The 12035-nt window shown below is 31.7% G+C and carries 15 protein-coding genes; all 15 read left to right on the forward strand.

Going from position 1 to position 12035, the window contains the following annotated elements; all coding sequences use genetic code 11:
- The first annotated feature begins 42 nt into the window (after nt 1–42).
- The 15 genes from DQN38_RS04145 to DQN38_RS04215 all read left to right on the forward strand — a co-directional run bounded on the left by DQN38_RS04145 (nt 43) and on the right by DQN38_RS04215 (nt 11984).
- On the forward strand, nt 43–465 hold the full coding sequence (locus DQN38_RS04145) for a hypothetical protein (protein WP_002849316.1): 423 nt from the start codon (nt 43–45) through the stop codon (nt 463–465).
- Nucleotides 466–1134, forward strand: a complete 669-nt coding sequence (locus DQN38_RS04150; protein WP_024305227.1) for a response regulator transcription factor — start codon at nt 466–468, stop codon at nt 1132–1134. It abuts the gene before it with no gap.
- On the forward strand, nt 1124–2248 hold the full coding sequence (locus DQN38_RS04155) for a sensor histidine kinase (protein ID WP_065844213.1): 1125 nt from the start codon (nt 1124–1126) through the stop codon (nt 2246–2248). The genes DQN38_RS04150 and DQN38_RS04155 overlap by 11 nt, the downstream gene beginning before the upstream one ends.
- 148 nt (nt 2249–2396) lie before the next feature.
- Nucleotides 2397–3620 (forward strand): argininosuccinate synthase, encoded by a 1224-nt coding sequence (locus tag DQN38_RS04160; RefSeq protein WP_002849322.1) that lies wholly within the window; start codon nt 2397–2399, stop codon nt 3618–3620.
- A 64-nt stretch (nt 3621–3684) separates the two neighbouring features.
- The gene (locus DQN38_RS04165) at nt 3685–4749 is read left to right on the forward strand and encodes a tyrosine-type recombinase/integrase (protein ID WP_065844080.1); all 1065 of its coding nucleotides are present in this window, start codon (nt 3685–3687) and stop codon (nt 4747–4749) included.
- Between the two features lie 151 nt (nt 4750–4900).
- Entirely contained in the window at nt 4901–6085 is a 1185-nt protein-coding gene (locus DQN38_RS04170; protein WP_011731977.1) for an FtsW/RodA/SpoVE family cell cycle protein, read from the forward strand.
- Nucleotides 6082–7089 carry a UDP-N-acetylglucosamine--N-acetylmuramyl-(pentapeptide) pyrophosphoryl-undecaprenol N-acetylglucosamine transferase gene (locus DQN38_RS04175; protein ID WP_002849334.1) on the forward strand — a complete coding sequence of 336 codons (1008 nt, stop codon included), beginning with the start codon at nt 6082–6084 and terminating at the stop codon, nt 7087–7089. The genes DQN38_RS04170 and DQN38_RS04175 overlap by 4 nt, the downstream gene beginning before the upstream one ends.
- 166 nt (nt 7090–7255) lie before the next feature.
- Nucleotides 7256–7570, forward strand: a complete 315-nt coding sequence (locus tag DQN38_RS04180) for an HU family DNA-binding protein (RefSeq protein ID WP_002849336.1) — start codon at nt 7256–7258, stop codon at nt 7568–7570.
- 242 nt (nt 7571–7812) lie between these two features.
- Nucleotides 7813–8226 (forward strand): TonB-system energizer ExbB, encoded by a 414-nt coding sequence (gene exbB, locus DQN38_RS04185; protein WP_002849338.1) that lies wholly within the window; start codon nt 7813–7815, stop codon nt 8224–8226.
- Between the two features lie 2 nt (nt 8227–8228).
- Nucleotides 8229–8615 (forward strand): TonB system transport protein ExbD, encoded by a 387-nt coding sequence (exbD, locus tag DQN38_RS04190; protein WP_065844081.1) that lies wholly within the window; start codon nt 8229–8231, stop codon nt 8613–8615.
- Entirely contained in the window at nt 8608–9357 is a 750-nt protein-coding gene (locus DQN38_RS04195; protein ID WP_065844082.1) for an energy transducer TonB, read from the forward strand. The genes exbD and DQN38_RS04195 overlap by 8 nt, the downstream gene beginning before the upstream one ends.
- Nucleotides 9358–9394: 37 nt before the next feature.
- Nucleotides 9395–9640 (forward strand): RNA-binding S4 domain-containing protein, encoded by a 246-nt coding sequence (locus DQN38_RS04200; RefSeq protein ID WP_065844083.1) that lies wholly within the window; start codon nt 9395–9397, stop codon nt 9638–9640.
- Entirely contained in the window at nt 9624–10025 is a 402-nt protein-coding gene (gene tsaE, locus DQN38_RS04205; RefSeq protein WP_002849345.1) for a tRNA (adenosine(37)-N6)-threonylcarbamoyltransferase complex ATPase subunit type 1 TsaE, read from the forward strand. Before DQN38_RS04200 ends, tsaE begins: the two co-directional genes overlap by 17 nt.
- Entirely contained in the window at nt 10018–10746 is a 729-nt protein-coding gene (lptB, locus tag DQN38_RS04210) for an LPS export ABC transporter ATP-binding protein (protein WP_002849347.1), read from the forward strand. The genes tsaE and lptB overlap by 8 nt, the downstream gene beginning before the upstream one ends.
- Nucleotides 10746–11984, forward strand: a complete 1239-nt coding sequence (locus DQN38_RS04215; RefSeq protein ID WP_038453373.1) for an RNA polymerase factor sigma-54 — start codon at nt 10746–10748, stop codon at nt 11982–11984. Before lptB ends, DQN38_RS04215 begins: the two co-directional genes overlap by 1 nt.
- Nucleotides 11985–12035 lie beyond the last annotated feature (51 nt).

Genomic DNA, 12035 nt, shown 5'->3' on the forward strand with positions numbered 1-12035 from the left:
TAAGCTTATAATTCCATCATATTTCAAGATAAAGGATGAACGATGAAAAGTAAAATCTTATCAGCCGCTTTAGTAACGGCGGTTCTTAGCAGTTTTGCATTTGGTGCGAATGATAAAGCTATAGAGCTTAGCAATAAAATTTTTGCGGTTAAAAAGGACGCTAGCGCAAAAGAGCTTATAATAAGAGATGCGTGTTTTAAAATTCATAATGAGATGTTAGAAGTCACTAAAAATATGACTCCTGATCAAAGAGATGATTTCAATAAAGAATTTAGAATGCAAATGAGAAAAAATATGGCGACTCTTGGCAAAGACGAGTATTTTAATCCGGCAGTTTGCAGATCTGTTATGAAAAAACATAATAGAAATTACGGCATGAGAAATCCGGGCATGGGAAATCCAGGAATGGGCATGGGCGGTGGTTACAACTGCCAATCAAATGCGGATTGTCCATATAATCAATAAATGAGCAAAATCCTAGTCTTAGAAGATGAGCCGATGCTGCAAGATATGATAAGTTCATATCTTCAAAGCTTCGGCTATGAAGTAGAAGCTTCTGATAGCTATGATAAAGCTCTAAGTATTGCTTATGAAAAAAATTTTGATCTATTTATATTTGATGTCAAAATCATAGGCGGTAGTGGATTTGAACTATTAGACGAGCTTAGATCCTCAGGAGTGGCGACTCCTTGTATATTTGCCACTTCATTAAATGGTATCAATGACGTTACAAAGGGTTTTAAAGTCGGTTGTGACGATTATATAAAAAAGCCATTTGAGTTAGCCGAACTTCTTTTAAGAGTACAAAATATACTGAAACGAAACTTTAATCACTATGTAGATGATAATTTTATCATTATTAATAGTAATTTCAAATTTGATATCCTACAAAAAAAATTGATGCAAGATGGCAAAGTTCTGCCTCTTGCTAAAAAAGAGACTGAGCTTTTATGTCTATTTTTAAAAAATAAAAATAGAATTTTAAGCCGAGATGAAATTTATTCTCAAATTTGGGAATTTGATGAAGTACCGAGCGAACTAAGCCTAAGAGTCTATATAAGAAATCTTAGAAAACTTATAGGTAACGAAAAAATCATAAGCCACTCAAAACTTGGATATGAATATGTCTCATAAAAAATATATTCTTCCTATTTTTTTGCTTTATACCATAACTAGTATGCTCTTTTTGCTGTTTTTCGCAGTTTCATACTACAAAGAGGCAAAAAATGATATATACGAAAAAACCGTAAAAGATCTAAGAGCGTATGCGAATGAGATTGAGTATATGCTTAGGATAAATGGCGGCATAGGCGAGATCTTGGATCTTAAAAGCGAGTATGATATAAATCTTTATGATATCAGATCAAAAAGATATGTATTAAAAAACTTTGATAGACCTATTTATAATGGTCGATATTACGTAGATGATAAATTTATGTATTACAGCGACGATATTCATACAAAAAGACGAACTATAGAATTAAATTTAGAACTTAGAACACAAAGTCCTCACGCTAGCATAAATAGGCTTTTTGTCAAGATATCTATGATCTCAATCATCGTGCTTTTGGCTATATCTGTTATAGCGTATTTTATCGTTAAACTCTCCTATCTGCCACTTTTAAATCAAATAAAAACTTTAAATAACTTTATCACGGATACTACTCATGAGATAAATACGCCTTTAAGTGTGATACTTATGAGCGTAGAAATGTTTGATAAAAATCCTTCAAAATACCTTGAAAACATTAAAATAGCCTCTAAAACTTTATCAAATTTATATAATGATTTGGCTTTAAATTTAAAAAGCGAACCAAATAAGATAGAAAAATTAAATTTAAAAGATATTTTTATAGAACGTGCAAAGATTTTTGAAATGAGTGCGGCAAATAAAGACATTAAAATAATTTTAAATTTAGAGGATGCGGAAGTTGATTCTGATAGTTTTAAATTTAAAAAAATACTTGATAATATAATTTCAAATGCTATTAAATATAGTTTTAAAAGTCAGCAAGTTATCATCAATTTAAAACAAGATAATTTTTGCGTTGTAAATTTCGGATCTACTATTTCAAAAGAAAATTTAAATAAAATTTATGATAAATTTAGTCGTTTTGACTCACAAAATGGTGGTTTTGGTATAGGTCTAAGCCTCGTAAAAAGATATTGCGATGAGCTTGGATTTAAAGTAAATTGCGTAAGCGGTGATGATAGGACTGAATTTTGCGTGAAATTTAAAGAAATTTAAATTTAAATTTTTGATTGAGTATTATTTTTTAAATTTAACTTAAATAATAGATTAAAAATGCCATCTTCCTTAAATTTCATTTTTTTATTACATATTTATCTGTTTTTAGCTAAAATCAGCAAAATTTTTAAATCATAAAGGTCAGCAGATGCAAAAGAAGGATGTTAAAAAAGTTGTTTTGGCTTATAGCGGCGGACTTGATACAAGTATCATTTTAAAATGGCTACAAGACGAGTATAAATGTGAAGTCGTGACTTTCACAGCCGATATCGGTCAAGGAGAAGAGGTCGAGCCAGCTCGCAAAAAAGCTATAAGCTTAGGTATAAAACCTGAAAATATCTTTATAGAGGATTTGCGTGAAGAGTTTGTAAAAGACTTCGTATTTCCTATGTTTAGAGCAAATGCTATATACGAGGGCGAATATCTTTTAGGCACATCTATCGCTCGTCCTCTTATAGCAAAACGTCTTGTTGAGATAGCTGCTGCCACAAAAGCAGACTGCGTAAGTCATGGTGCTACTGGTAAAGGAAATGATCAAGTTCGTTTTGAGATAGGAGCTTACGCCTTAAATCCAAATATCAAAGTTATCGCTCCTTGGAGAGAGTGGGATCTAAATAGCCGTGAAAAACTTCTAGCATATGCAGAGAAAAATGGGATAGATATAAGCAAGAAAAAAGGTAAATCTCCATATTCTATGGACGCGAATTTACTTCATATCTCTTATGAAGGACTTGTTTTAGAAGATCCAAATCACGCCCCAGAAGAAGATATGTGGAGATGGAGCGTCAGTCCAAAAAATGCTCCTGATGAGAGCGATATTATCGAAATAGAGTATAAAAACGGCGATCCTGTTGCGATAAATGCTAAATCAATGAAGCCTCACGAGATCTTAACAGAGCTAAACAGACTTGGTGCAAAACATGGGATTGGGCGCCTTGATATCGTAGAAAACCGCTATGTGGGTATGAAAAGTAGGGGTTGCTATGAAACTCCAGGAGGCACTATAATGCTAAAAGCTCACAGAGCTATAGAGAGCATTACTATGGATAGAGAAGCAGCACATCTAAAAGACGAACTTATGCCAAAATACGCTAGTTTAGTATATAACGGATACTGGTTTTCGCCTGAGCGTAAAATGCTTCAAGCTGCGATAGACGAGAGCCAAAAGAATGTGAATGGTACTGTTAGAGTCGAGCTTTATAAAGGCAATGTTATGGTCATCGGTAGAGATAGCAAGACAGATAATCTATTTAACGAAGCTTACTGCACGTTTGAAGAAGATAGTGTTTATGACCAAAAAGACGCGAACGGATTTATAAAACTTAACGCTTTACGCTTTATAATCGCCGGAAAAAACGGAAGAAAATTTTAGTTATTTTAGATAAATAATCTTAAACGGTTATTTATCTGCTAAAATTCGGAGTAAATTTAATACTATGAAATATAAATTAGACTGTAAAGAGAGTTTTGAAAGCTCATTTTTGTTTTGGCTGACTCGTTTTGTAAAATACAAGCTAAACTCACTCTCAAACAAAGAGCTCAAAGATCAAGCTGCTTTGGCTAGCGTGAATTACGCACTTACAAAAGGAGTTGCAAACATAGATGAGCTTGATGGTTTTGTAAAAAAAGCCAGAAACGCTGGACTTACTGGTATAAATACGTATTTTAATCCGTTAAAAAAGATTTACGAAGTGCTTAAATTTTATGAACTCACAAGTTTAGCTGTGATCGATGAAGAGCTTATAAGCGAAGTTCTAGCAAGTATCACAGGAAGTCTCAGCGATGCTAGCAAAAAAAATTACCGAATCGCTGTGATAAACTTTTTTGAGTTTATAGGAAAACAAAACGAGGAAGACGGTAAGGCGCATATTTTTGATATCGAGCTTAAAAACTGGGGTGGAGTTAGTGGAAATAAAGGTCAAAAACTTCCTGAGTTTATGAATGAAGAAGAGGTCAAAAGGTTTTTAAATGCCATTGATGAGGCGGATTTTAAAATGAACTCAAATCGAAATAAACTAATCATCAAAACCATTGTTTTTACCGGAATTCGTGTAAGCGAGGCTCTAAATTTAAAAAGAAAAGATATTAGTGAAGACGGCGATCTTTATATCCTTAGGATACGAGGCAAAGGTAATAAATATCGTATTGTGATGATAAAAAAACATCTTATAGATGAACATCTACAAAATATAGCAATAAACTATATAAATAGCGAAGGATATCTTTTTGTAAATAGAAACGGAGAGAAGCTAACTCAAGCTTATGTAAGTCGCATTGTTGAGCAGATTTTATTTGGTGCTGGTATCAGAAAAGAGAAAAACGGCGCGCATATGCTTCGTCATACGTTTGCGACTATGCTTTACAAAAAACAAAAAGATCTGGTTTTAGTTCAAGAAGCCCTTGGCCACGCTAGTTTAAATACTTCTAGGATATATACTCACTTCGATAGTGATAAGCTAAAATTAGCCGCTAAAGTCGCAGAAGATCTAAACGATAACTAAATTTAAAAGTAAATAGTGCAATAAAATAGTTTAATCAAAGATACGCAGAAGGAATTTTGATAATTTGCTAATTTCATATTAAAAATTATTTTTATTGTATTAAAAGCTAAGTTTAATTATAATCTAAACCTAAAATTTAAAAAGGTTTAACTTGTTTGCCGATACGAAACTATTTTATACATGTACGGTTTTGATTGCCATTGGAATTATTTTCTCGCTATCTTTACCGGCTTTTACCGTTTTATATTACGACTATACTAGCTATCACTTTTTTATTAGGCAATTTATAGTCGGAACTGCCGGAGTTTTCATCATTTGGTCTATCTCTAGGCTAAATCCGGATAAGCCGTTTTTAATGGGTCTTACTACGTTTGAGTTCATAGGATTTTTTATATTTTTTAGCTCTTTCTTACTTATGGTTATTATGCAGTTTTTGCCAGCTTCTCTTGTGCCGGTGACCGGTGGAGCTAAAAGATGGATAAGACTTGGAGGTATATCTTTGTCTCCTGTCGAGTTTTTTAAGATAGGATTTGTATTTTTTCTAGCTTGGAGTTTTGCTAGAAGAATAGATAATAACAAAAAACGTTTAAAAGATGAGTTTAGACTGCTTTTACCGTATTTTGTAGTGTTTGGAATGGCTGTATTTTTGATAGCTATTATGCAAAAAGATCTTGGGCAAGTAGTTGTTTTAACTCTAGCTTTAATGATACTTGCCACTTTCGCCGGAACTAGTAAGAAGTTTTTTGGAATTTTGGGATTGATCGGTGTTATTATGGTGTTTCTTGCTATTATATCTCAAGACCACAGAATTAGACGTTTTAAATCTTGGTGGGTGACGAATCAAGACTTTATATTGTCGATTTTACCATCAAATATGGCTGAGTTTATGAGAGTTAGCGATAGCGAAGAACCTTATCAGATAAGCCACTCTTTAAATGCAATTTATCATGGAGGATTTTTTGGCGTTGGGCTTGGAAACGGGACATTTAAGCTAGGATTTTTAAGTGAGGTTCATACCGACTTTGTTTTAGCGGGAATTGCTGAAGAGATAGGATTTGTTGGGATATTGGTCATAACTTTTTTGATGATTTATACTATTTATCGTATATTTAAGATATCTTCAAGAAGTCAAAATAAAGTATATCATCTATTTGCTCTTGGTATAGGTTCTATAATAACAATGGCGTTTTTAATGAATGCTTATGGAATTACATCTATAACTCCTATAAAAGGTATAGCAGTTCCATTTTTGAGCTATGGCGGAAGTTCTATTTTAGCACTTTGTGTCGGTATAGGTATGGTTCTTATGATTAGCAAAAAGGCGGATTTATCATGATAGCTATAACAGGAGGAGGTACGGGCGGTCATCTTGCTATAGCAAAAGCTTTAGCGATAGAACTAAAAAACCGCGGTGAAAATGTGATATTTATAGGCTCAAATAGCGGTCAAGACAGAATGTGGTTTGAGCATAGCGATATATTTAAATTTAAATATTTTTTTCCTAGTAGAGGCGTAGTAAATAAAAAAGGTATTCATAAATTGTTTGCCTTGCTTAATATAATTAAATTAGCTTTTAAATGCCGCTGCATTTTTACGGAACATAATATCTCATCTGTAATAAGCGTCGGCGGATATAGCTCCGCTCCAGCTTCTTTTGGGGCGGTTATATTTAGAAAAAAGCTATTTATACATGAACAAAACGCTATAAAAGGTAAATTAAATTCTATTTTAAAACCATTTTGTAAGAAATTTTTTAGCTCATACGGAACAGATACCTATGACTATCCTATAGATATAAAATTTTTTAATACGGCTAGAGTTAGAAATGAGTTAAAAACTATACTTTTTTTAGGCGGTTCTCAGGGTGCTAGTTTTATAAATAGTTTAGCTTTAAATTTAGCTTTAAATTTAAAAAATCATAATATTAATATCATACATCAATGCGGAGCAAAAGAGTTAGAAACAACCAGATCCAAATATAACGAAATGGGCGTTGAAGCCGTTGTATTTGATTTTAGTAACGAGATCGAAGTATATATGCAAAAATCCGATTTATGTATAAGCAGAGCCGGAGCAAGTACTCTTTGGGAGCTTTGCGCAAATGCACTTCCTACTATATTTATACCGTATCCTTACGCCGCTAGCAATCATCAATTTTACAATGCTAAGTTTTTGCTAGATAGTAATCTAGCTAAAATTTATGAGCAGAATGGATTAGATAAAAATATACTATTTACGGATATTATGAATTTAGATATAAATAGTATTTCAATGGGTTTAAGAAATATCGTTTCTCCAAACGGTGCTAAGATAATTATAGATAAAATCTTAAAACAATAACAATAAAAAATATTAATTAAACTTTTTTAACATTTTTTATATATTTTATATGTAAATTTAAGCTATTTTTAGCATATTTTCTTTTAAAAAGTATGGAAAATACTTGAATAAAGTTAAAAAATAATGTACAATATGCTATTTTAAAATTTTAAATAAAGGATTTGAAATGACAAAGGCAGAATTTGTGGGCTTAGTTGCTTCTAAAGCTGGACTTACAAAAAAAGACACTGAGCTTGCACTTGACGGTTTCCTTGGAAGTATAAGCGAAGTTTTAACAAAAGGTGATAGTGTAACTTTTGTAGGATTTGGTACATTTGGAGTAACTGAAAGAGCCGCTAGAACAGCCAAAGTTCCAAGTACAGGAAAAGAAATAAAAGTACCTGCTAAAAAAGCTGTTAAATTTAAAGTAGGTAAGAATCTTAAAGATGCAGTTGCAAGCGCTGGTTGCGGCAGTTCAAAATGTTCAACTAAAAAGAAATAATTTAAGCCCCTTCTGCAAAGAAGGGCTTTTATCCACATATTTTTTAAAATTTAAAAACTAAATTTTAAATTTAAGCTTCTTTCCTGTTTGTTTTTATATTTATTATTTTTTCTATATCAATAAAATATTTTAATATTTTATATATCAATGTTTATTTTGTCAATTTTGTAATAAATTTGTGACTCAAATTTATAAATAAAGTGTGCTATAATATATATTTTATTTTGCTTTAGGGAGGATGTATGGAGTATTTAAAAGGAAATATTGATTATATTATTATATCTATTCTTGTTTTTATGAGTTTTTTAGTGGTTTGGTTCAGCATTGAAAGAGTGCTTTTTTATCTAAAGGTTGATCCTAAAAAATACGTCAGCAAAAATCTCTTTGAAGAGGACCTTACAAAAAATCTTACGATACTCTATATCATCTACACGAATGCACCTTATATAGGACTTTTAGGTACTGTGGCAGGCATTATGATAACATTTTATGATATGGGTATGAGCGGAGGAATCGATACTAAGTCTATAATGATAGGTTTATCTTTAGCACTTAAAGCTACTGCTTTAGGACTTATAGTTGCTATACCTACACTTATAATTTATAATGGATTTATAAGAAAAGTAGATGTTTTTTTAAACAGATATGAGAGCTAGATATGAGACTTGCTAAAAGAGACGGATTAAATATAGTTCCTTTTATAGATATTATGCTTGTTTTGCTCGCTATTGTTCTTAGTATTTCTACTTTTATTGCCGAAGGAAATATTAAAGTCGATTTGCCAAAAGCTCAAAGTGCTACAAATAGCGATGAAAGTGCAAGAGTGATAATAGCTATCGATAAAAATTCTAATATATTTATAGATGATAAACTTGTTTTAGAAAATGAGATCGCATATAAAATATCAAATATCAGTCCAGAAACTTTAATTATATTAAGAAGCGATAAAAGTAGTAAATTTAAGTCTTTCATTAAGGTTATTGATGCATTAAAAAGTCAAAATCATGAGAAATTTGCTATATCTGCTAAGGTAAGCAATGAATAGTTTTATTGGATTTTTTATATCTTTGTTGCTGCATGCGGGGTTAATTTTCGGATTTATTTTGCTAAACGCGAAAGACTCTGCAGATCAGATCCAAAACGAGCAACTTTTAAAACTCACTTTCTCAAATTTAAATAGTTTAGAAGATATACCAAAACCATATGAAGAAGTTTCCGAACCTATTATAGAAGAGAAAAAAGAGGTTGATCAAGCGCCTCAAAAAAAGATAATAGAAAAAAAGATAGAACAAATCTATACTAAAAAGATAATCAAGCATACAAAACCCGATAAAAAACAAGAACAAACTCCTAAAAAACAGATTGTTCAAAACATTGAAACAAAGCAGATGCCAGGCATAGATCCGAATTTAAAAAGTATTGCTCAAAATAGCATTGAGCAAAAAATATTTGATCAAAATACCAATCAAAATAAAATAGAACAGCAGCCAAAAAACACCGTAAACGAAAATATGATTATAGGAACAAAAATAAGAAATATTATAGCAAACTATGCTAGAAAAAATTACCCTAACTCTGCAAGGAGAAAAAGACAAACTGGAATTGTAAAAGTTTCGTTTATGTATAAAGCTAGCGGAGAAGTAACTAACGTAAAAATAGACCATAGCTCGACGTATATGGTTTTAGATGAAGCTGTTTTAACTGCTATACAAAAGACAAAATCCAAATTTCCATCTATCAAAAATGATACGAATTTCCAAATTGAAGTTGAGTTTAGTTTAAGCTGAAACAAAAATTCAGCCAAAATTGGCTAGAATTATATACATGAGAATAGATAAATTTTTAAATACCGTTAATATCACCAAACGCCGCGCTATCAGCGAAGATATGTGCAAAAGCGGAGTTATTAGCATAAATGATAAGCTTGCTAAACCTAGCAAAGAAGTCAAAGTAGGCGATAAAATAACTATAAAGTTTCTTGCTAGAGAAGTAAGCTATATGGTCATTTCGCTTCCTACTTTAAAAACCATACCAAAAAGCGAGCAAGAGAAGTATGTTAAAGAGATTTGAGTTAGGCGTAGATGAGCTTGATTTGATAGTTAAAGAGCTTCCGAAATCCGGAGTTATAGTACTTCAAGGAGATCTTGCAAGCGGTAAAACAACTCTTGTAAAATCCATCGTAAAATCTGCTGGTATAAATGAAAATGTTTCATCGCCGACTTTTAGCGTGATGCAAAATTATGGTAATATTTATCATTATGATATATATCAAAACGGTTTTGAGTCGATTAAAAAAAACGGTTTGTTTGAAAATTTCTTTGAGGATGGGCTTCACATAGTTGAATGGGGAGATGAAAATCTTATTAATATGCTTGGCAAATACGAGATAAAAGTTTGCGTTGTAAAAATATCTGTTTTAAATGATAAACGTATATACGAGGTGGATTTTGCATAAACTTGAAGTAAAAAATTTAGAAAAAACTATAAAAAAAACTAGAATTATAAATGGTATATCGCTTGAAGTTAGCAGCGGCGAAGTGGTTGGTTTGCTTGGTCCAAACGGAGCTGGTAAAACAACAACTTTTTATATGATTTGCGGACTTATAGCTCCTAGCAAGGGTCATATTTTTCTAGATTCTAAAGATATATCATCTACTCCTTTACACAAAAGAGCAAGGCTTGGTATAGGTTACTTGCCTCAAGAAAGTAGCGTTTTTAAAGATTTGAGCGTTGAAGAAAACTTAAGTTTAGCAGCTGAAATTTTTTATACTGATAAAAAAATCATAGATACAAAAGTAAATGAAATGCTTAATTTGTTAAATATAGAGCCTATTAGACAGAGAAAAGGTCTTAGTTTGAGCGGCGGCGAAAGAAGAAGATGCGAGATAGCAAGAAGCTTAATGATAATGCCTAAGTTTTTGCTTCTTGATGAGCCATTTGCCGGTGTGGATCCGATCGCCGTAGCCGATATACAAGGCATCATAAATGATTTAAAAAAGTTAAATATAGGAGTTTTGATAACAGATCACAACGTAAGAGAAACTTTAGCCATCTGCGATAGAGCGTACGTCATTAAAAACGGTAGTTTATTAGCTAGTGGAAGCTCAAATGAAGTGGCAAATAATAAACTTGTACGAACGCACTATCTTGGAGAGGAATTTAGGCTACTAGACTGATGAAACTAGCTCAAAAAGTTACTCAAAAAGCTAAGCTCAATCAGACTCTTAGAAACTGGCTTCCGATACTTCAAGCAAGCAGCGATGAGTTAAAAGATACTTTGGAGCCTTTTATAAAAGACAATCCGTTTGCCGCTTTAGAAATAACTCCTAAAAAACACACGAAAAATTTTTACGGCGATCTTTATAAAAATTCCATAAGTGATACTATAGAATCATCTAGTATTTATAAAGAAAGTTTGTATGAAAAGCTATATTCTCAGATAAACTCTCCTCTTTTTCCTACTCAAAAATCAATAGAAATTGCAAATTTGATAGTAGAATGTATAAACAATGAAGGATATTTTGAATGGGATGATCATAAATTTATTAAATTTGAAAAAAGTGAAGTTGAGCGGATAAGACTAAGATTTGCATATCTTGAGCCAACCGGAGTAGGGGCTTTGGATTATAAAGAGAGCTTTATATTTCAGCTTGACGATATAGACTGCGACGATAAAATTTATACTCTTGTACAAACTATCATCAATGATTTTGAAAATTTGAGCAGATATACTAAACAAAAATATTATGAAGATGCTATAAAGATCATTAAAAAATTTAAAAATCCGCCCGCTATAGAGTATTTAGAAGATGATAGTCAGATTATTCCAGATATTTTCGTATTTAATAACGATAACGGCATAGAGATAAAAGTAAATGACGAGTTTTATCCAGATATTCTTATAGATACAGAAGGAATCGATGAAAAAAACGAGTTTGTCTCTTCAAGAGTAAAAGAAGCAAAAGATCTCATAGATGCTTTAGAAATGCGTAAATCCACACTTTATAAGATAGGATTAATGATAATAGAGTACCAATACGACTATTTTTTAGGCGGAGATATAAAGCCTATGAAGCTAAAAGATATAGCAGGAGATTTAGGAAGAAATCCATCTACTATCAGCAGAGCCATACAAAATAAATTTCTAAGCTGTGCTCGCGGTATAGTTCCTCTTAAAAATTTCTTTGCCGCAGCGGCTAGCGAAGATATATCAAATGCGGCCATAAAAGATTTTGTTAAAAATCTTATAAAAAACGAAAATCACGAAAAACCTCTTAGCGATGAAGCCATACTATCTAAGATAGAAAAAGAGTTTAATATCAAGCTTGTTAGAAGAACGATAACAAAATATAGAAAAGCTCTAAATATAGCTAGTTCAAATGAGAGAAAACGTCTGTATATTATAAATGCTTAATACAATTTATAATATTTTTGTAAAATCAAATGATGATTTTATTTTAATCAA

The sequence above is a fragment of the Campylobacter fetus subsp. fetus genome (assembly GCF_900475935.1).
Lineage (GTDB): Bacteria > Campylobacterota > Campylobacteria > Campylobacterales > Campylobacteraceae > Campylobacter > Campylobacter fetus.

Excerpts from the sequence above, each read along its gene's own strand:
- DQN38_RS04145 (WP_002849316.1), top strand. The coding sequence starts at position 43 with ATGAAAAGTAAAATCTTATCAGCCGCTTTAGTAACGGCGGTTCTTAGC.
- DQN38_RS04150 (WP_024305227.1), top strand. The coding sequence starts at position 466 with ATGAGCAAAATCCTAGTCTTAGAAGATGAGCCGATGCTGCAAGATATG.
- DQN38_RS04155 (WP_065844213.1), top strand. The coding sequence starts at position 1,124 with ATGTCTCATAAAAAATATATTCTTCCTATTTTTTTGCTTTATACCATA.
- DQN38_RS04160 (WP_002849322.1), top strand. The coding sequence starts at position 2,397 with ATGCAAAAGAAGGATGTTAAAAAAGTTGTTTTGGCTTATAGCGGCGGA.
- DQN38_RS04165 (WP_065844080.1), top strand. The coding sequence starts at position 3,685 with ATGAAATATAAATTAGACTGTAAAGAGAGTTTTGAAAGCTCATTTTTG.
- DQN38_RS04175 (WP_002849334.1), top strand. The coding sequence starts at position 6,082 with ATGATAGCTATAACAGGAGGAGGTACGGGCGGTCATCTTGCTATAGCA.
- DQN38_RS04180 (WP_002849336.1), top strand. The coding sequence starts at position 7,256 with ATGACAAAGGCAGAATTTGTGGGCTTAGTTGCTTCTAAAGCTGGACTT.
- exbB (WP_002849338.1), top strand. The coding sequence starts at position 7,813 with ATGGAGTATTTAAAAGGAAATATTGATTATATTATTATATCTATTCTT.
- exbD (WP_065844081.1), top strand. The coding sequence starts at position 8,229 with ATGAGACTTGCTAAAAGAGACGGATTAAATATAGTTCCTTTTATAGAT.
- DQN38_RS04195 (WP_065844082.1), top strand. The coding sequence starts at position 8,608 with ATGAATAGTTTTATTGGATTTTTTATATCTTTGTTGCTGCATGCGGGG.
- DQN38_RS04200 (WP_065844083.1), top strand. The coding sequence starts at position 9,395 with ATGAGAATAGATAAATTTTTAAATACCGTTAATATCACCAAACGCCGC.
- tsaE (WP_002849345.1), top strand. The coding sequence starts at position 9,624 with ATGTTAAAGAGATTTGAGTTAGGCGTAGATGAGCTTGATTTGATAGTT.
- DQN38_RS04215 (WP_038453373.1), top strand. The coding sequence starts at position 10,746 with ATGAAACTAGCTCAAAAAGTTACTCAAAAAGCTAAGCTCAATCAGACT.